Here is a 20105-nt window from a genome sequence, read left to right on the forward strand (position 1 = left end):
TTTGTAATAACAGACAAGCAAATTAGCTAAATTTAACTTTCTGTTACTGCTTTGGCTACTACTTTCCATTCGCATTTGAGCTTTTCAAGGCCAAATTTAGCATTTGCAGGGCTAGTTGATGGTAGTTTTATCACTTCATTTTTTGTTGCTTTTATGATCTCATCTTCTAAGTATTTTTTACAAATTTCATAAGCTTTGCCACCGTTTGCATAAACTTGCGTGATATTTGCCTCTTTAAATAAAGGCTTTAAATTTACAGGCACGATCTTGCTCATTTTTGCGTCGCTCGAGCCCTCTATCTCACACGAGATCGCAGCGTCGTATATTGCGATGCGGTGAGCGAGCAGAAAATTTATCTTTTCATCCGTGCTTTCTGGCACAGCAGTGTTTAAGATCCCAGCTAACACCCGCCAAAAGCGGTTTTGTGGATTTGTATAATAAAAGCCAAATTTACGAGAGATGACAGATGGAAATGAGCCTAGGATCAAAATTTTAGAGTTATTATCAAAAATGGGCTTAAAAGGGTGCGTTTGGCTCATATTTTGCCTTTTAAATTTAATGAAATTTTCTCTTGCCGTTTAAATTTGGCAAGAGAAATTTAAATTTACTCAGCGCTTTGAGTAGTCTCCGCACTAGTTTCGACCTCGTCGCTAAAGTCTGCTAGGCTAAGGCGTTTTAGCTGGCGGTAGCGTCTTTGTGCGTCGGCCTTGTTTTTAGCTAGTAGCTCGTCTGCATGCTCAGGGTTGGTTTTCTTAAGCGAGTTGTAGCGAACCTCGTTTAGCAAAAACTCTTCATAAAGCGACCAGTCAGGCTCTTTTGAGGTGATTTTAAGCGGATTTTGTCCCTCTTTTAAAAGGCGCGGATCGTATAGATATGTCGGCCAGTATCCGCATTTTGTGGCGAGCTCGCCTTGGCCGCCTGATTGCGATAAACCGCCTTTGATGCCGTGAGCGATGCACGGAGAGTAGGCGATTATAAGGCTTGGGCCGTCATACGCTTCAGCTGCTGCGATCGCTTTTATCACGTTTGCTTGGCTTGCGTTTGAGTTGATCTGCGCTACAAATATGTTTCCATAGGTCATCGCGATGTAGCCAAGGTCCTTTTTCTGAGCCGGTTTGCCGCTAGCCGTAAACTGCGCTATCGAGCCAGTGCGGCTTGATTTTGAGCTTTGACCGCCGGTGTTTGAGTAGACCTCGGTGTCAAGCACCAGCACGTTTATGTTCTCTCCGCTTGCTAGCACGTGGTCAAGTCCGCCAAAGCCGATGTCATACGCCCAGCCGTCGCCACCGATGATCCATTGCGACTTTTTGACGAGAAATTTCTTAAGCTCTAAAATTTCTTTTACGCCTGGTGCGCTTAAATTTTGCTCTAAAATAGGCAATAAATTTTTCGTGATCTCTTGCGTTTTAACGCCATCATTTTTAAAATTTATCCAGTCGTTGTAAAGCGCTGAAAGTGCGTTTGGCACGCTATCTATGTTGTTTCTCATTATGTCTTCGATGCGGTGGCGCATAGTCTCGATCGCTACGTTCATACCCATGCCAAACTCGGCGTTATCTTCAAATAGCGAATTTGCCCACGCAACGCCCTTGCCTTCGTCATTTGTGGTGTACGGAGTAGATGGGGCTGAGCCGCCATATATCGAGCTACAACCAGTTGCGTTTGCCACGATCATGCGCTCTCCAAAGAGCCTTGTAATAAGCGTGATATACGGAGTTTCGCCACATCCCGGGCAAGCGCCGTGGAATTCAAAGAGCGGCTTAGCAAAGCCAACGCCCTTAACGCTCTCTTTGTTCATGAGATCGTCTTTGTAAGCAACCTTTTTAAATAGATAATCAGCGTTTTCTTGCTCGTTTTTGCCTAGCTCTTCTTCAAGCGGCACCATGACGAGTGATTTTTCTTTGCTTGGGCAGTTTTGCGCGCATAGCTCGCAGCCAGTGCAGTCTAGCGGGCTTACTTGGATTTTGTATTTTAGCCCCTTGACCTCTTTGCCTTTGGCTTCTAAATTGTGCTCTTTTACGCCATCAGGGGCTGCGTTAAGCTCGTTCTCGTCTATCAAAAATGGCCTGATGACGGCGTGTGGGCAGACAAATGCGCACTGGTTGCACTGGATGCAGTTTTGCTCGATCCATTTTGGCACCATGACGCCAACGCCACGCTTCTCGTAAGCCGTCGTGCCAGCTTCAAAGTGACCGTCCTCGTAGCCTATGAAGGCTGAGACTGGCAGGCTGTCGCCACGAGCTGCATTTATCGGTTTTACGACGTTTTCGATGAAGCTGTTGCCGATGTATTTTTCCTCTTTTTGCTCATTATCTGCTAAATTTGCCCACGCAGGATCAACCGGCACTTTTATAAGGCCGTTTGCGCCAACGTCGATAGCATTGTAGTTCATCTGTACGATCGCTTCGCCTTTTTTAGCATAGGCTTTGTGAGCGTACTCTTTCATATATTTTTGCGCATCTTCAAATGGTATGATGTCAGCAAGCTTGAAAAATGCCGACTGCATAATGGTATTTGTGCGGTTTTTAAGGCCGATATCGTGCGCTAGTTTGGTTGCGTTTATGATGTAGAAATTTATATTTTTGCTAGCTAAAATTTTCTTAACTTTATTTGGCAGCTTCGCTATGGTCTGCTCTGCGTCCCAGATAGAGTTTAGCAAAAACGTGCCGTTTTCTCTGATGCCGTCAATCACATCGTAAATTTCAAGATATGCAGCGACCGAGCAAGCCACAAAGTGCGGGTTTGAGACGAGATAGGTCGAGCGGATCGGCTTTTTGCCAAAGCGAAGGTGCGAGCGTGTGTAACCGCCTGATTTTTTACTATCGTAGGCAAAATATGCCTGCGCGTAAAGGTCGGTTTTGTCGCCGATGATCTTTATCGAGTTTTTGTTCGCGCCCACGGTGCCGTCAGCTCCAAGGCCGTAAAATAAGCACTCTTTAACGCTCTCATCGCTTAGTGAAATTTTCTCTCCAGTTGGCAGCGACGTAAAGGTCACGTCATCAACGATACCCACCGTAAAGCCGTCTTTTGGCTCGTTTTGGTTTAAATTTTCAAATACAGCTAGCATTTGCGCAGGATCGACGTCTTTTGAGCTTAGGCCGTATCTGCCGCCAACGATCACTGGAGCGTCCTTTTGGCCGTAAAACGCTGCTTTTATATCAAGATATAGCGGCTCGCCAAGGCTGCCAGGCTCTTTTGTGCGGTCAAGAACGGCTATTTTTTTCACGCTCTTTGGCATCACGTCAAATAGATACTTCGTGCTAAATGGGCGGTATAAATGCACCTTGATAATGCCCACCTTTTCGCCTTTTGCGTTTAGATAATCCACGACCTCTTCAAGAGTTTGCGTCACTGAGCCCATAGCTACGATGACGCGAGTCGCTTCTGGGTTGCCGTAGTAGTTAAACGGCTTGTAGTCACGACCAGTGATCTTTGAAATTTCAGCTAGGTAGTTTGCCACGATATCTGGCACCGCGTCATAAAAGCGGTTGCTTAGCTCTCGTGTTTGAAAATATATATCGTCATTTTGCGCTGTGCCACGAGTTTTTGGGCTCTCTGGGCTTAGCGCTTCGTCTCTAAATTTTTGCAGAGCCTCGCGGTCAAGAAGTCTGTCAAAGTGTGCGTAGTCAAGCATCTCGACCTTTTGAATTTCATGGCTCGTTCTAAAGCCATCAAAGAAGTGTAAAAACGGCACTCTACCTTTTATCGCTGCTAAATGCGCCACGCCAGCGATATCCATCACCTCTTGCACTGAGCCGCTTGCTAGCATAGCAAAGCCGGTTTGGCGACAGGCATAGATGTCTTGGTGGTCGCCAAATATTGAAAGAGCCTGCGCTGCCAGAGAGCGAGCTGAGACGTGGATGACGCCAGGGAGGAGCTGGCCTGCTATTTTATACATATTTGGAATTTTTAAAAGTAGGCCTTGAGAAGCTGTGTAGGTCGTAGTTAGCGCGCCAACTTGTAGCGAGCCATGCACCGTGCCAGCTGCGCCGCCTTCGCTTTGCATTTCGACCACTTTTACTGGCATACCAAATAAATTTTTCTTGCCCTGCGCTGCCCAAAGGTCAGTGTAGTCAGCCATAGGCGAGCTAGGAGTGATAGGGTAAATTCCAGCTACTTCGGTAAATGCGTATGACGCGTAAGCTGCGGCCTCGTTTCCGTCCATAGTTTTCATTATTTTTGACATATTTCCGCCTTAAAATTATCTTAAAAATGGCTTTATTATAAGGAAATAATCCAAAATTTGTCATTAATCTCTATCATTAAAAAATTAAAATTTATAAATAACTAAGATGTAAGTCAAATTTTAATATTGTAGAGGCAAAGTAAAAAGGATGAAATTTTGATAAATATTCATAAAATAGCCTATCTAAGGGTTATCGCATTAGCTTTTGCAGCTTTTATATTTAATACAACTGAGTTCGTGCCAGTGCCGCTTTTAAGCGACATAGCAAAGGATTTTGGCATGAGTACGGCTGATACTGGGCTCATCATCACGATATATGCGTGGAGTGTGACGATACTTTCGCTACCATTTATGCTTTTAACTGCAAATTTAGAGAGAAGGTCACTACTTTTAAAGGTTTTTATCATTTTTGTCGCTTCTCACGCACTTTGCGCGGTTGCTTGGAATTTCACGGTTTTAGTTGTTGGCCGTGTGCTTGTCGCCATCTCACACGCCATATTTTGGTCGATCACCGCCTCGCTTGCTGTTAGGGTGGCACCTATCAATAAAAGCTCGCAAGCTCTTGGACTGCTGGCTCTTGGCACATCGATGGCTATGATACTTGGCTTGCCACTTGGCAGAATTTTGGGTGATAGCTTGGGCTGGCGTGTCACATTTGGGCTCATAGGGATATTTGCTGTGGGCGTTGGGGCTTGGCTATATAAAATTTTGCCACTTTTGCCTAGTAAGAACTCAGGTTCATTAAAGAGTTTGCCAGAGCTTGCAAGAAATGGCTTTTTGATGGTGATATTTTTGCTAACTGCTATCGTTATCAGTGCGCATTTTAGCACCTATAGCTACATCGAGCCATTTGCTAAAGACATAAGCGGCTTTGATGGTAAATTTATCACCATATTTTTGCTTTTGTTTGGCGTCGCTGGCATCGTAGCAAGCTGGCTTTTCTCTAAATTTTATAAGCTTATACCAACTGCTTTTACAGCTATCTCAATAGCTATCATTTTAGTCTGCTTGCTTGTGCTAAATTTGATCGCTACAAATGAGAGCTTGATGCTTGCGCTTGCCTTTATCTGGGGGCTTGGCATAGCTGGGATAAATATGAGCTTTCAGATAAAGGTGCTAAGCTTAGCCTCAAACGCCACGGACGCTGCGATGGCGATATATTCAGCCATTTATAACATCGGCATAGGAGCTGGCGCGCTAATAGGTCATCAAACGATAGTTCATCTTGGTGAGCAAAATATCGGCAATGTTGGCAGCCTTTTTGCAGCGGTTGGACTTGTCATATTTCTCGTTGCAGCAGTTAAATTTAAAAAGGCTGAGTAAATTTAGCCTTTTTAAACAACCAAAAACGTTACAAATTTCTACAAATAAGTGATAATAAATATCATAACTAAGAATAATTTTAGCTAAGCTTTTTTATAATCGTTATCAGCAAACGAATAAATTTTAGGAGCTTGTTATGTCAGTTTTAGTTATCGGAGCAGATGAGATCACGCCTATTAAGGCTGTTTTGCATGATTTGGGAGCTGAAAAGATAGAGCACTGGGACGCTAGAAATGAAAACCGTGTAAATCGCAAGCCTATCCCACAAGATACTGAGTGCGTGGTGATGCTAACTAGCTTTTTAAATCACAACACGATGAAGACCATTAAAACTCAAGCAAAAAAGAGAAATATCCCTATCGTTTGTGCTAAAAGAAGCGTTAGTTGCGTATTTTGCGAGTATTGTAAGGTCTTTGGCCTAGATAAGGAATTTGGATGCAAAGAATAATCGATGAAGTTCGGGTTTTTATCAGATATTGGCGAAATAACTCCAAGTATTTTTGCAAAGCTTGACAAGCTTTCACGTGCGAAAATTTTCATCGCACTTTATAATGTTGGCGTAGAGAGCGAGCTAAAGATCCCGCTTTCTTACGCTAAATTTCTAAATTTCAAAGATATTTTTGAGGCTAGGATAAATTTCTTACTGCGTGATAAATTTTTAAATTTTAAACCAGTTGATAGCTTTTGCATGCCTTCAAACATCATCATAAATGCTTATTTGAAAAATGACTTTAAAGCGTTGAAATTTGTAGCAAAAGAGCCAAAGATGGCAGCTGCAAAGATGATAAAGATGCTTTATAAAAGCGGGAAATTTGAGTTTTTCATTGACGCAGCGCAGATGTTTTGCCAGTTTGTTTATGATAAAATACGCCTCCGCCATCAGGACAAAGAGGTTGTGCTAAATGGCGGTGTCATCTCGGTCAAAAAAGATGGCAAAAATTTACTCAGCGTCATGCCAAGCTTTAAAAGGGTGAGCTTTGATGATATGAGAAATTTAAACGACGACATCGATGCAGCCGTTTGCGCGCTTGGTCGCGAGTGCGAGATGGTTTATATCGTTTGTCCTAGAAATGAGGAATTTAGGCGGCATGTTGAGGTTAGGCACTGCTTTGCAAGAGGGTGCATAAAGCTCGTGCCTTATACGATTATTAGTAAAATTTTTTAAAAAGGATAAAAATGATAGGTATAGTTTATGGAAGTAGCATGGGAAATACCGAAGATGCAGCAAAGCTTATAAGCGAGGGTTTGGGGCTTGAAAACGAGCTTTTAAACGTCTCTGACGTGGATGGGGCAAAGATAAATAGCTTTGATAAGCTCATCCTTGGCACATCGACCTGGGGTAGCGGCGACTTGCAAGACGACTGGGACGCATTTGACTTTAAAGCGTTAAATTTAAGCGGTAAAACGGTCGCTGTTTTTGGCATGGGCGATAGCGAGAGCTACTCAGATGAGTACTGTAACGGCATGGCAAAGCTTTACGATGAGGTCGTAAAAGCTGGTGCAAAGGTAGTGGGCGAGGTTAGCACTGATGGATATACATTTGATGGCTCTGATGCCGTAAGAAATGGTAAATTTGTAGGTCTAGCACTTGATGCTGATAACCAAAGTGACAAGACTGAGGGTAGAATTTCAGCTTGGATAGAGCAGATAAAACCACACTTTATTTAATCTAAATTTAGCTAGATCTTCTAGCTAAATTTATATATCCATAGCCGAGATAAAGCTTTTTATCCTCTCATTTTGGCTGTTAAAAAACTCATCTACTAAGCCATCAAAGGCGATCACACCTTTATCTAAAAACAAAATTCTATCAGCTATCTTTCTAGCAAAATTCATATTGTGAGTGACGATGATCATAGACTTTTTCTCTTTTGCAAGAGATAAGATGACCTTTAAAACTTCAGCCTCTAGCTCTGGATCTAGCGCACTTGTAGGCTCATCAAGTAGCAAAAAGTATGGATTTACAGCTAGCGCTCTAGCGATGGCTACACGTTGTGCTTGTCCGCCTGAGAGCCTGTTTGGAAAGGTGTCTTCTTTGTGGCTAAGACCAACTTTGGCTAAAAGCTCTTTTGCCTCTTTTATCGCCTCGTTTTTATCCTTTTTTTGAACGTAGATCGGAGCTTCGGTGACATTTTGAAGCGCTGTTAGGTGCGGGAAGAGATTGAAGCTTTGAAAGACCATGCCTGTTTTTTTGCGAATTTCTAAAAGCTCTTTTGAGCTAAGCTTCTCTTTAAAATTTACACTCCTATCATCTACCTCTAAAGTGCCACTTTGTGGGATCTCAAGTAAATTTATGCATCTAAGAAGCGTTGATTTGCCACAACCAGATGAGCCAACTATCACGGTCGTTTGCCCCTCTTTAAAGCTTGTGTTTATGTTATCTAGCACCAAATGATCGCCGTAAGATTTGCTTATATTTTTAAAATTTATAGCCATTAGACATACCTTGAGACAGCTTTTTCAAGCCTTGATTGAAGATAGGTTAAAAGTGTGCAAACCACTAGATAGATGAGTGCTGCTAGGATGTAGAGGATGAGTGGCTCAAAGGTTCTTGCTGCGATCCTTTGAGCGACCATAAACATATCTACCATCGTTATAGAAGCTGCCAGTGAAGTGTCTTTAACAAGGCCTATAAATGTGTTTGAAAGCGGAGGGAGTGAGATCCTCACTGCTTGAGGTGCAATGATGCGCTTTAAAATTTGATAGTGCGTCATGCCAAGCGATATGGCAGCCTCCCACTGACCTTTTGGCACAGAAAGTATGGCAGCCCTTACAGACTCAGACGCATAAGCGCCCACATTTAGGCTAAATGCGATAGTGGCCGCACTCCAAGTATCAAGCGTGATACCGATGCTAGGAAGTCCGTAAAATACAATGAAAAGCTGCACAAGAAGCGGCGTGCCACGAAATATCCAAACATAGGTGGCAAATATAAATTTTAAAATTTTTATATTTGAAAGCCTTGCTACTGCTGTGATAATGGCGATGACAAGCCCTAGCGAAAACGAGAGCAAAGTAAGTGGGATCGTCACTTTTAAAAGTGCGATGATCATCGGTAGCGTCGAGCTTGAAACAAGCTCGATCACTCTATCTAAATTTTCCATTTTTGCCTTGTTGGTTTATAAATTTATTTTGAGACGTCTTTGCCAAAGTAGCTTTTTGAGATGGCTTCTAGTTTTCCTTCTTTTGAAAGTTCGTTTAGTGCATTTGAAATTTGCTCTGCAAGTTCGGCGTTGTCTTTCTTAACAGCTGCTGCTGTGTAGTCTTTTTCATCAAGTGAGGCAGCTATCTTCACAGGTGCATTTGGACGCTCTTTTATAAAGTCGTAAAATACGATGTTATCTCTTACAACAGCATCTACACGCCTTGATATAAGAAGTTCCATGCTTTTAGCAAAACTGTCTGTTACGACGTGCTCAGCACCGTATTTTACAGCTACTTTTGCCCAGTTGCTAGTCGCTGAGTCGGCATCTTTTTTACCTTTTAGATCAGCAAAACTTTTTATATCGTTATTATCTTTTCTAGTGATGATAGCGCCAAATGTCACAGTATAAGGCACTGAAAAAGCATACTTTTTCTTTCTCTCATCAGTTATACTTACTTGATTAAAAACAACGTCTGCCTTGCCAGCGTCAAATGCTGCTAACATCGCATCCCATGGAGCTGTTAGAAACTCAACTTTTAAATTTAGCTTTTGCGCTACTGCTCTTGCGATATCTACGTCGTATCCCACTAACTCATTTTTGTCATTATAAAATGTAAAAGGAGCGTAAGTGCCTTCTGTTGCTACTGTTAGCACGCCATCTTTTATAGTTTTTGCTTGCAAATTTAGAGCCATTGCAAGCACTGCTACTACTTTTAATAAATTTGTAAATTTCATTTTTATCCTTTATTTTGAAATATCTTTTCCAAAATATTTCATTGAAATTTCGCTTATCTTGCCCTCGGCTTTTAGCTCATCAAGCGCTTTGTTTATCGCTTCTAGTAGCTCGGTGTTGCCTTTTTTAAGAAGTGCAGCTGTTGGCATCGGCTCGTTGCTGGTGTATGCGATCTTGAGCGGTGCATTTGGGCGTTGTTTGATGTAGTCAAAAAATGTGACATTGTCATTTATCGTATCATCGGCTCTTTTTGAGATGATAAGCTCCACGCCTTTGCTAAAGCCATCAGCCACAACCACTGTTGCGCCGTTTTTCTCAGCTATCGCTGCCCAGTTGCTAGTTGCAGAGTGCACGCTTTTTTTGCCCTTTAGATCAGCAAAACTTTTGATGTCGTTATTATCTTTATGCACGACTATTACAGGATATGGCATGGTGTAAGGCACGCTCATGTCATACTTTTTCTTTCTATCCTCGTTTATGCTGACTTGGTTAAACACCACGTCCGCTTTACCAGCGTCAAATGCTGCTAGCATCGCGTCCCATGGAGCTGTTAGAAACTCAACTTTTAAATTTAGTTTTTGCGCTACTGCTTTTGCGATATCTACGTCATATCCTACTAGCTCGCCCTTTTCGTCATAAAATGAGTAAGGTGAGTAAGTGCCTTCAGTTGCAACTATAAGCTCGCCTTTTTTGATAGTTGAAGCATTTAAATTTAAAGCTAAAAAAGCACCTGCGATAAAGCCAAAAATGGGCTTAAAATTCATTGATTCTCCTTATTTAGAAATGTCTTTGCCGAAGTATTTAAGCGAAATTTCGCTTAAAACTCCTTCTTTGCTAAGCTCATTTAGGGCATTATTTATCTTATTTAGTAGCTCTTTGTTACCTTTTTTAACAATCGCAGCCGTATACATCGGCTCGTCGCCAGCTTCGATGATCTTTATAGGGGCGTTTGGGTGTTGTTTGATGTAGTCGTAAAACATTACCGCATCATCTATCGTATCATCTGCTCTTTTTGTGATGATCAAATTTATCTGATCGCTCAAACTATCGGCCACAACTAGCTTGGCGCCATACTTTTCAACGGTTGGTATCCACATGCTATTTACTGAATGCACGCTTCTTTTACCTTTTAGATCAGCAAAGCTTTTGATGTCGCTATTGTCTTTATGCACGACGATGGCTGAATAAGAGAGCATATATGGCACGCTGTAGTCATACTTTTTCTTTCGCTCATCGGTTATGCTAACTTGGTTAAATACCACGTCAGCCTTGCCAGCATCAAATGCCGCAAGCATCGCATCCCATGAAGCTTCGATAAATTTTGGCTTTACGCCTAGTTTTTTAGCCACAGCTCTTGCTATCTCTACGTCATAGCCCATTAACTCATCTTTTTCATTGTGAAATGAAAATGGCGAATAAACACCCTCGGTCGCTATCCTTATGACACCATCTTTCTTGATCTGCTCGTAAGAATTTGCTAAGGCAGAATTTAAAGAGAGCAAGCAGGCAACTACGAAGGTTGCACCAAATTTAAAAGCACTAGAAAATTTCATACAAAACTCCTTATTAAGAAAAATAAAATCAATAATGGAATTTGCAAAAAAAGAAAATTTTTTAAGATTTATGCAAATGTTAGTCGCAACTGCGATCTATGTGATATTTTGGCGCTATTTTATCACAAAAATAAAATAGCGGCGCCTCACTCCGCTAAAAGTGAGACCGCTAGAGCTTTAACGCCCTTAAAATCAACCTTGCCACTTGCTAGCGTTGGTATATCATCAACGATGAATATATAGCTTGGCATCATTATAGGAGCTAGGCTACTCTCTTTTAAAATTTGCTCTATATTATCAGGCTCTGTGCCACTTTTTACTAAAAGTGCGATCGCTTCGCCTTTTTTGCTATCTGGCACGTTTGCGCTGCTAAAGACTACGTCGCCCCCAAGTACCTTTGCAAGCTCTTCTTCGACGCTTCCAAGGCTTATCATCTCGCCGCCAATTTTAGCAAATCTTGAGTATCTATCTACGATAAACAAAAAGCCGTTTTCGTCGATGTGGCCTTTATCGCCAGTTTTATAGTATCTTACGCCATCAATGTGCGTGATGACCTCGCTTGTTTTGGCTTCGTCGTTTAGATAGCCCTTCATCACCTGCGATCCGCCGATGACGATGAGTCCGTCTGTGCCAGTTTCTAGCTCTTCAAGCGTCTCTGGGTCGATTATTTTTATGATGGTGCCAGGTAGAGGCATGCCAACGCTGCCAGGTCTATTAAATGTAAGCTCTTTTAGGCTCTCTTTTTCTAGGATATTTGGCATATTTACAGCAGCTACCGGCGCCGTTTCGGTCGCGCCATATCCTTCATAAATTTCTATGCCAAATTTGAGCCTAAACTCGTCTTTTATCTCAGGTTTTAGCTTTTCAGCCCCAGCTACGACCATTCTGGCACTTTGAAACATCAGCGGATGAAGCTTTTTGTTTCTGGTGTAGAGCCTAAAAAACGTTGAGGTGCCAAAGATGATGCTAGCACTGTGTCTTGCGGCCATTTTGCCGATAGTCGCTCCATCTGTTGGGTCAGGCACGCTTACCATTTTTATGCCCTCGCAAAGCGGCATTAGCGTGGTCACTGTTAGTCCAAATGAGTGAAATACTGGGAGTGAATTTAAGATCACGTCATCTTTTTTGAAATTTAGAAGTTCGCTTATTTGCTTAATGTTTGCAAGTAAATTTTTATGGCTTAGCTCGATGCCCTTTGGCTCGCCCTCGCTGCCGCTACTAAATAAAATGGTTGCCGTATCCTCTAAGTTTACTGGCTTAAAATAGCAAAGCTTAATAAGCCAAGTTGGAGCAAAAAAGGCAGTTAAAAGCGCTAAAATTTTCTCCTTTTTTGAGACGCTAGCTGAGAGATCTTCTGCAAATTTAGCCTTGCCACTCATCGCATCTTTTAGATCAAAGCCCTTAAGTGCGAGCTTTTCAAGAAATTTGCTAGATGTGATCACCGTGTTTATATTTGCCTTTCTTAGGGCGTGATTTAGCGAGGTAGCATTAAGCGTATAGTTTAAATTTACGCTTACTTTGCCCATGGCAAGAAGCGCCATATTGACGATAGCTGCGATGCTTGAGCTAGGTAGCAAGATGCCTATATTTTTCTCATCTTTTAGCTCTCGTTTGAAAATTTTGATAAAGACTAAAACAGCTGTTATAAATTTCAAGTTGCTTAAATTTAGTCCAGTGCTGTCGCTCACGCACTCTTTAAATTTATCCTCTTTTGCGTTATTTAGCCATTCGCTTGTTAGTGGTTTTTGCCTTGAGATAAAGCTCTCCCACGATGAAAAGCTAAGCTCAAGCACCTTTTGCTTCATCTTTGCAGCGTTTATAAATGTAGTTATTGGCTTGCCAAAGGCGACGATGATGTCGCGTCTGCCGTTTTTAGAAGTGAGGTCTTTGTAAAATTTACTAGCTCTTGAAAAGCTAGATCCCCAAAGGCCACGAAGATAAAATGGCACAATGCAAATTTCTTCTAGATCTCTGATGATAAGCTCAAAGCCCTTTTGAAACTCATTTATCTGGCCGTTGTAGCTGATGTGCCCTTCTGGGAAAAGTGCGACTACTTCGCCATTTTTTAGGCACTCACGCACAAGCTCGATCGACTCCTTGCTGGCCCCTGCACCTATTGGGATCACCTTAAAAAATTTAAAAATTTGCTTTAGATACCATTTATTATAGATCGTTCTATACATGACAAATCTTATGCCCCTAGGGCTTGCAGCTTGAAGCACGAGCCAGTCGATCCAGCTGATGTGATTGCCAAGAAGCAGCGCGCCACCACTTTGCGGTAAATTTTGAAGACCTTCAACGAAAAAGCGGTACTTTGTCTTTAAAAATGGCAGTAAAAGTAGCCTTGTAAAAAGGTGTGGAAGTTGTAAAATGGCGTAAAAACTGCCGATTAGGCAAACAAGCGCTGTAAAGACAAAGAGGCCAGTGGTTGAAATTTCAAAATATACTAAGCCTATGCCAATAGCCAAAAATAGTAGCATTGAGACGTTTTGCAAGAAGTTGTTTGCTGCCATTATCTTGCCGGTCGTTTTTTGCGGGGCAAAGTACTGGATCATCGCATTTAGTGGCACTATGAAAATTCCGCCAAAAAAGCCAAATGCAAATGAGCTAAGGCTAACTACGCCGATATTTGAGCCAAATGCGAAAAATAAAAGCGAGAAAAATATACCCATAGCACCCATCGGTACGATACCAAGCTCGATGTGTAGCTTTGACATAGAGCCAGCCACGTATGAGCCAAATGCGATGCCTATGGCGCTTGCTGCTAGTATGGCCTGCACCGCTAGCGAGCTATCGTCATTAAAAACGGCCTTGTAGTGAGCTGGAAAAGCTGCGATGATGATCTGAGAAATTCCCCAAAATATGCTTAGCCCAGCGATACTTAGCCAGATGTTTTTATCTGACCTTACCTCTTTTAAATTCTCTCTTAAGTAGCTAAGGCTGATGTATTTTTTAAGCTCAAATTCTCCGCTTTGTTCGTTTGTTTCGCTGATATATGGTAGCTTGTAGGCAAAAAATGCTTCAAGCGCGCTAAATACAACCAAAAAGATGCCGATAGGATAGACGCTTTTTAAAATTTCTTCCGAGTTTTCGCCTTGGATGTATAAATTTTCAAATATAAATGAAAATAAAAATGAGCTAACAAGTATCGCAATGATGGTGAGTGCTTGGATGACGCCGTTTGCTGTGCCAAGTCGCTCAGTGCCGACGAGGGCTTTGATGATGCCATATTTTGCAGGCGAGTAGATCGCGCTTTGAGCAGCTAGTATGAGAGTGAGTGCAAATGCCACGCCAAAAGCGCCCAAAAGGTAGCTAATAAGCACCGCAACGCTGATAACAACGCCAAAGACGGCGCAAATTCTAATAACCTTTGTCTTTGCAAATTTGTCATTTATAAAGCTTGAAGGCGAAAATAAAAATATAAATGGAAGCAAGATCATCGCATTTATAACGGCTGTTAGAATGAAAAGCGTGTCGCCTGAGTAGGTCTTTAAAAGGACGTTTTGGATGGTTATTTTGTGCGCTAGATCGACACTTGCGTTTAAAAATGCGATCGCAAGGTAGGGCAAAAAGCCAGTGACTTTTAGTAAATTCCTCATGAATAAAGCCTTTTTGGATTTAAAATTTTGTAAATCTAACAGCAAAATATTTAAAATATCATTAATAAAAAACTCTAGCCATAAATTTTGTGGTAAAAATTTCTTTTAAAAAATTTAAATTTTATATGCTTTTTGATAAAATCTGCCCATCAAAAATAAGGAAAAAATTATCATGAATTATGAAATCATCGTCGTTGGCGGCGGACATGCTGGCATTGAGGCAAGTCTTGCGGCTGCTAGAATGGGCAAAAAAACTCTACTCATCACTATCTTAGCCGAGCAAATAGGTGCTGCAAGCTGTAATCCAGCCATTGGAGGCCTTGCAAAGGGGCATCTTGTAAAAGAGATCGATGCGCTTGGCGGCCAAATGGGACTTACAACTGACGCCGTTGGTATCCAGTTTCGCGTGCTAAATGAGAGCAAAGGCCCAGCAGTACGTGGTAGTCGCGCTCAGATCGATATGGATAGATACCGAGTTTATATGAGAAATTTGCTTTTAAACACTCCAAATTTAGAAATTTCTCAAGAGATCGCTACTGAAATTTTAAGCGAAAATGGCGAGATAACAGGCGTTAAAACCCACCTAAACAACACATATAACGCAAAAAAAGTGATAATTACGACTGGCACATTTTTAAACGGGCTAATCCACGTTGGATTTAACAAACTTGAAGCTGGCCGTGTAGGCGAGCTAAGCGCAAAGGATCTAAGCTCTAGCCTAAGGGAGCTTGGGCTAAATTTAGGCAGGCTAAAGACTGGAACATGCCCAAGGATCGATGCAAAAACGATAAATTTTGAAATTTTAGAGAAGCAAGATGGCGATGCAAAGCCAGTTGCGTTTAGCTTTAGAACTAAAAATTTCTCCCCAACGCAGCTGCCATGTTACATCGCATACACAAACGAAACCACTCATGAGATAATCCGCTCAAATTTTGACAAAGCACCACTTTTTACAGGCCAGATCGAGGGTATCGGACCAAGATATTGCCCTAGTATCGAGGATAAGATAAACCGCTTTGGCGACCGCGACAGACATCACCTTTTCATCGAGCCTCAGACCCTTGAAGCGACAGAGTACTACATAAACGGCTTTTCAACGAGCCTGCCTTATGAGGTGCAAGTGCAGATGCTCCGCTCTGTAAAGGGTTTTGAAAACGCCAAAATCGTAAGGCACGGATACGCCATTGAATACGACTACGTCGAGCCAACACAGCTAAAACATAGCTTGGAGACTAAAAAGGTAAAAGGGCTATACTTGGCTGGGCAGATAAACGGCACGACAGGATACGAGGAGGCCGGCGCTCAGGGGCTAATGGCTGGTATAAATGCAGCGCTTTCGCTGGATAACAAAGAGCCGCTTATCTTGCGCCGTGATGAGGCGTATATCGGCGTTTTGATCGATGACCTTGTGACAAAAGGGACAAAAGAGCCATATAGGATGTTTACGAGCAGGGCGGAGTATCGCTTGCTTTTGCGTGAGGAAAATGCCATTTTAAGGCTTGGCGGATATGGGCATGAGCTTGGGCTGCTTGATGATGAGACTTTTAACGAGATCGAAAATATAAGAAAAAATTTAAAAGAGGGGCTAGAGTTTTTAAATGATACTCAGATCACGCCAAATAAGGCAAATTTAGAGCTTTTAGCAAGTCTTGATGAAGAGCCGATCAGCCAAAATGTGAGCCTTCAAAAGATAGTTGCACGCAAGAGCTTTACGGCTGAAAAACTAAGAAAGCTTGATGAGAGATTTGTAAATTTAGACGATGCGAGCATGGATCAAATTTTAACCGAGTGCAAATATCAGCACTACATCGGCGAGCAAAAAAATCAGATCGAAAAAATGAAAGATATGATGGATGTGAAAATTCCTGAAAATTTCGACTTTAGAAGCATAAGCGGACTTAGCAACGAAGTGGTAGAAAAGCTTGAGAAATTTGCCCCGCCAACGCTCTTTGCGGCGAGTGAAATTTCAGGTATCACGCCAGCAGCGATTGACATTTTACATATCTACATAAAGATGAGCGAGAAAAAGGCTTAAATTTAAGCCTTTTATGGTTTTAAAGTTTAACTAGCATTTAAAATTTAAAACAAAGCTCCTCATTTTTAATAGTTGCTATTTATAATTTTTTAAGTTTAATAAATTTTATTATTAAAATTTTCTATTTTACAAATGTTAAAATAGAAAATTTTTTTATCTTAACGTTTGGGCATTAGATCAAATTTCTCTTTTATAAAAAGCTTAAAAGTCACAATATACAGGCATTTTTGGATAAATTTATTTCAAATTTTAGTGTAAAAAAAGCTTAAATTCACTTTATTTTTACAAACTATATTATGAGATTATAGTTTTTTAATTTTTTGGGAGTATAATCGTTTAAATTTTATTTATAGAAAGGAAATTAATGTCAGTAAAGCAAGAAAGACGAAGCTTTATCGGCCTTGCGTTTGGTGCAGTGGCAGCTGTGGGTGGCGCGATGTCACTAGTTGCCATGAAAAAGACCTGGGATCCGCTCCCTAGCGTAAAAGCTGCTGGTTTTACAACTGTCGATCTAAGTCCGATCAAAGATGGCGAGATGAGACAGGTTGAGTGGCGTAAAAAGCCTATCTTCATCCTCAAAAAAAGTCCAGATATGGCTAAAAACGACAAGAGAGATGTAGTCGTTGGAGATGCGAGATATGTAGTTCTTATCGGACTTTGCACACACCTAGGATGTATCCCTGAGTACAAGTCTAGCAAGCAAATTTTTGTCTGCGCCTGTCATGGCGGCGAATTTAACGTCGATGGCATACAGACATACGGACCTCCACCAAGACCGCTTGATATCCCACCATTTAAAATAGATGGAACCAAGCTAGTTCTAGGCGAAACGAGCCCAGAATATGAAAAATTAGTAGCTAAAGCTTAGGAGGTTAGCGATGTCTTTATCTCATAAATCAACTGGCGTTATTGACTGGCTTGACCAGCGCCTAGCTTTTACAAAACTTATGAAGGTTCTAGTTAGCGAATACTGGATCCCAAAAAATATAAATTTCCTTTGGGCTATGGGCGTTATACTAACGACACTTTTCTTACTTTTGATCATCACTGGCTTTTTGCTTATGATGTATTACAAACCAGACATACATTTAGCCTTTGATAGCGTAAATTACACTATCATGCAAGAGGTCGAGTACGGCTGGCTTTGGCGTCATATCCACGCGATTTCAGCATCGACGATCTTTCTTATCATGTATATCCACTTGCTTACTGGACTTTACTATGGTTCATACAAAAGAGGCAGAGAGGTCATTTGGGTAAGCGGCATGGTGCTATTTATCTGCTTTTCAGCAGAGGCATTTAGCGGCTATATGCTACCATGGGGTCAGATGAGCTACTGGGCGGCTACTGTTATCACTCAGCTCTTTGGTGGCGTGCCAGTTATCGGCGATGCTTTGGTTGAGTGGATCAGGGGCGATTACGCAGTTGGCGACTCGACACTTACAAGATTTTTCATGCTTCACGTATGCTTGCTACCACTTGTAACTATCGTTGTTTTGGTTATCCACTTCTACTCACTAAGAGTTCCACACGTAAATAACCTAACAAGCGAAGATATCGACTTTGACGTAGAGGCTGAGGTCTATCTACACGGTGACAGAGCAAAAGCTAAAGTTATACCATTTTGGCCAGGATTTTTGGCAAAAGACTTCATGTATGTATCATTTTTTATGATATTTGTTATGTATCTCGTTTGCTATCATTTTGGCTTTGCGATGGATCCTATCAACTTTGAGCCAGCAAATCCACTAAAAACTCCACCACACATCTATCCAGAGTGGTATTTCTTGTGGCAGTATGAAATTTTACGTGGCTTTTTCTTTGATATAGCAGGAATTTCAGCTTATAACATCGGTCTTATCGCGTTTGCCTTTGCGGGTGTGGCATTTATGCTTATACCACTCTTTGATAGAAGCGACCTTGTAGCACCAGCTCACAAAAGACCACTATTTTTCGTATGGTTTTGGGTTCTAGTTGCAGATCTTATCGTATTATCTATATATGGCAAGCTTCCAACAGGCGGCATCAACGACTGGATAGGATTTTATGCGTCACTGCTATTTTTAGTGCTATTTATAGTCGCACTTCCAGTTATCACAATACTTGAAAGAAAAAGGGGCTAATCATGAAAGAGCTTAAAATTTTTGCCATCGTTGTTATCCTTTCAGGTATTTTATACTGGGGCATCGAGCCTTACGCTCACACAAAGCTTCATCCGCACACTGCAAATGCTGAGTATAACTTCTCAAAAGAAGATACTGACTACGCAAAGCACTTTTTAGAGCAGAAAAAAGAGGCGCTTGAGGCTGCAAAAGCTAGCGGCAATAAGGCTAGCATAGAAGCGGCCACAAAAGATGTTGAGACAGCACAAAAAATTCTTGATGACTACACAGCTTTTTGGGCTGATATAAACTCTATCGACCTTGCAAAAGGTGACGCTGCAAAAGGCGCTGAGACATTTGGCGCAGCTGGATGCACAGGATGCCACGGCATCGAAGCAGCTGGCACTCCAGCTAGCATGGACGCTGAGACAGCTAGCCAAAGCTTTGGCGTAGTGCCACCAGATCTTAGCACAGCTGGTAAAATTTATGATGAGAGATTTTTGGCTGCACTCATCAAAAATCCAACTATGGCTGTAAAACTATCTCATAAATTTAACGACGAGCATCCTTATCCGATGACTGCATTTATGGGTGCTGGCGGCGATATAAACGCTGAGATCGCTGACATAGTTGCTTATCTTAAAAAAGTATCAGCTGACGCAGATGCAAAGAGCAAGATCACTGAAGAAAAGGTTTTCGCTGATGCATGTCAAAGATGCCACGATATGAAGTATGATAAAAAATATACTCTTGGCAACAAAGTAAGCCTCGCAGCTTATATGGGTTCAAACCCACCTGATCTATCTATGATGATCCGCTCAAAAGGTGCAGACTACTTGCATAAATTTATAAACGATACTCAAAAGATGCTTCCAGGCACTGCGATGCCTAGAGTTGGCTTAAATAAAGCCGCTGAAGACGACATAGTATCTTACATCCAAAAAGTAGGCGACAGTAAAAAGGCTGAGCGCGAGAGTACAGGCATTTACGTGATGATCTACTTCTTTATCTTAGGAATTTTTGCTTGGCTTTGGAAACGCAAAGTCTGGAGCGAACTCCACTAAAATTTAAGAGCCTTTTTGGCTCTTAAATTCTCTCTAGTAAATTTACATATATAAATAGGTATATCTTTAAACTTATTCTTTTGCAAATTTAATCAAGCTATTTTGCTGTTTTGCAAATTTTAAAACTTTATTCACTCGCCTTAGCAGACTACTAAATTTAGGTCTCGTAGCTACTCGCCACTAAATTTAGAGCCGTGATATGCTCGCTTATAAATTTTAAAATTTGGTAGAGTTTTTAACCGCATGCGGTGCTTTAGCACCATTGCATGCCCCTCTAACGTGCGAGGGGTTTAGGGTATTTAAAAAGGGGGATAAGGGGACGGCTTTGCTTCGCAAGCTCGCAACTGCAAGCAGAACGTAATTCA

16 protein-coding genes are annotated in these 20105 nt (G+C 41.6%); 8 read left to right on the plus strand and 8 right to left on the minus strand.

Annotated features, from left to right (window positions below; translation table 11 throughout):
* Window positions 1-32: 32 nt before the first annotated feature.
* Together CVT08_RS01015 and nifJ are read right to left on the minus strand one after the other, a co-directional pair.
* Window positions 33-539: a DNA-deoxyinosine glycosylase gene (locus tag CVT08_RS01015; protein WP_196381012.1), complete on the minus strand. Its 507-nt coding sequence runs from the start codon at window positions 537-539 to the stop codon at window positions 33-35.
* A 65-nt stretch (window positions 540-604) separates the two neighbouring features.
* Window positions 605-4186: a pyruvate:ferredoxin (flavodoxin) oxidoreductase gene (nifJ, locus tag CVT08_RS01020; protein ID WP_107856519.1), complete on the minus strand. Its 3582-nt coding sequence runs from the start codon at window positions 4184-4186 to the stop codon at window positions 605-607.
* Window positions 4187-4342: 156 nt separating this feature from the next.
* Between nifJ and CVT08_RS01025 the strand changes: the two genes are divergently transcribed.
* The 4 genes from CVT08_RS01025 (at window position 4343) to fldA (ending at window position 7177) form a co-directional block, all read left to right on the plus strand.
* A complete protein-coding gene (locus CVT08_RS01025) occupies window positions 4343-5509 on the plus strand; it encodes a sugar transporter (protein ID WP_107856520.1) in 1167 nt (388 codons plus the stop codon).
* Between the two features lie 136 nt (window positions 5510-5645).
* Window positions 5646-5957: a DUF2325 domain-containing protein gene (locus tag CVT08_RS01030; protein ID WP_002939277.1), complete on the plus strand. Its 312-nt coding sequence runs from the start codon at window positions 5646-5648 to the stop codon at window positions 5955-5957.
* Between the two features lie 3 nt (window positions 5958-5960).
* Window positions 5961-6674, plus strand: coding sequence for a UDP-N-acetylmuramate--alanine ligase (locus CVT08_RS01035; protein ID WP_107856521.1), 714 nt, complete (start codon window positions 5961-5963; stop codon window positions 6672-6674).
* Window positions 6675-6685: 11 nt separating this feature from the next.
* Window positions 6686-7177, plus strand: a complete 492-nt coding sequence (gene fldA, locus CVT08_RS01040; RefSeq protein WP_107856522.1) for a flavodoxin FldA — start codon at window positions 6686-6688, stop codon at window positions 7175-7177.
* 30 nt (window positions 7178-7207) lie between these two features.
* Here the strand turns inward: fldA and CVT08_RS01045 are convergent, their stop codons facing one another.
* From CVT08_RS01045 to CVT08_RS01070, 6 genes are all read right to left on the minus strand, one after another.
* Window positions 7208-7945 (minus strand): amino acid ABC transporter ATP-binding protein, encoded by a 738-nt coding sequence (locus CVT08_RS01045; protein ID WP_103569570.1) that lies wholly within the window; start codon window positions 7943-7945, stop codon window positions 7208-7210.
* Window positions 7945-8613 (minus strand): amino acid ABC transporter permease, encoded by a 669-nt coding sequence (locus CVT08_RS01050; RefSeq protein ID WP_107770608.1) that lies wholly within the window; start codon window positions 8611-8613, stop codon window positions 7945-7947. Before CVT08_RS01050 ends, CVT08_RS01045 begins: the two co-directional genes overlap by 1 nt.
* Window positions 8614-8636: 23 nt before the next feature.
* Window positions 8637-9389 (minus strand): amino acid ABC transporter substrate-binding protein, encoded by a 753-nt coding sequence (locus CVT08_RS01055; RefSeq protein ID WP_103576605.1) that lies wholly within the window; start codon window positions 9387-9389, stop codon window positions 8637-8639.
* A gap of 9 nt (window positions 9390-9398) precedes the next feature.
* A complete protein-coding gene (locus CVT08_RS01060; protein ID WP_087581721.1) occupies window positions 9399-10151 on the minus strand; it encodes an amino acid ABC transporter substrate-binding protein in 753 nt (250 codons plus the stop codon).
* Between the two features lie 9 nt (window positions 10152-10160).
* On the minus strand, window positions 10161-10940 hold the full coding sequence (locus CVT08_RS01065) for an amino acid ABC transporter substrate-binding protein (protein WP_107856523.1): 780 nt from the start codon (window positions 10938-10940) through the stop codon (window positions 10161-10163).
* A 146-nt stretch (window positions 10941-11086) separates the two neighbouring features.
* A complete protein-coding gene (locus CVT08_RS01070; RefSeq protein WP_107856524.1) occupies window positions 11087-14539 on the minus strand; it encodes an acyl-[ACP]--phospholipid O-acyltransferase in 3453 nt (1150 codons plus the stop codon).
* A 172-nt stretch (window positions 14540-14711) separates the two neighbouring features.
* Between CVT08_RS01070 and mnmG the strand changes: the two genes are divergently transcribed.
* The 4 genes from mnmG to CVT08_RS01090 all read left to right on the plus strand — a co-directional run bounded on the left by mnmG (window position 14712) and on the right by CVT08_RS01090 (window position 19740).
* Window positions 14712-16574: a tRNA uridine-5-carboxymethylaminomethyl(34) synthesis enzyme MnmG gene (gene mnmG, locus CVT08_RS01075; RefSeq protein WP_107856525.1), complete on the plus strand. Its 1863-nt coding sequence runs from the start codon at window positions 14712-14714 to the stop codon at window positions 16572-16574.
* Window positions 16575-16938: 364 nt separating this feature from the next.
* Window positions 16939-17442: a ubiquinol-cytochrome c reductase iron-sulfur subunit gene (gene petA, locus CVT08_RS01080; protein ID WP_103567972.1), complete on the plus strand. Its 504-nt coding sequence runs from the start codon at window positions 16939-16941 to the stop codon at window positions 17440-17442.
* Between the two features lie 10 nt (window positions 17443-17452).
* Window positions 17453-18697: a cytochrome b gene (locus CVT08_RS01085; protein WP_107856526.1), complete on the plus strand. Its 1245-nt coding sequence runs from the start codon at window positions 17453-17455 to the stop codon at window positions 18695-18697.
* A gap of 2 nt (window positions 18698-18699) precedes the next feature.
* Window positions 18700-19740: a c-type cytochrome gene (locus tag CVT08_RS01090; protein ID WP_107856527.1), complete on the plus strand. Its 1041-nt coding sequence runs from the start codon at window positions 18700-18702 to the stop codon at window positions 19738-19740.
* Window positions 19741-20105 lie beyond the last annotated feature (365 nt).

This window comes from Campylobacter concisus (assembly GCF_003048835.2).
In the GTDB taxonomy this organism is placed as follows: Bacteria; Campylobacterota; Campylobacteria; order Campylobacterales; family Campylobacteraceae; genus Campylobacter_A; species Campylobacter_A concisus_D.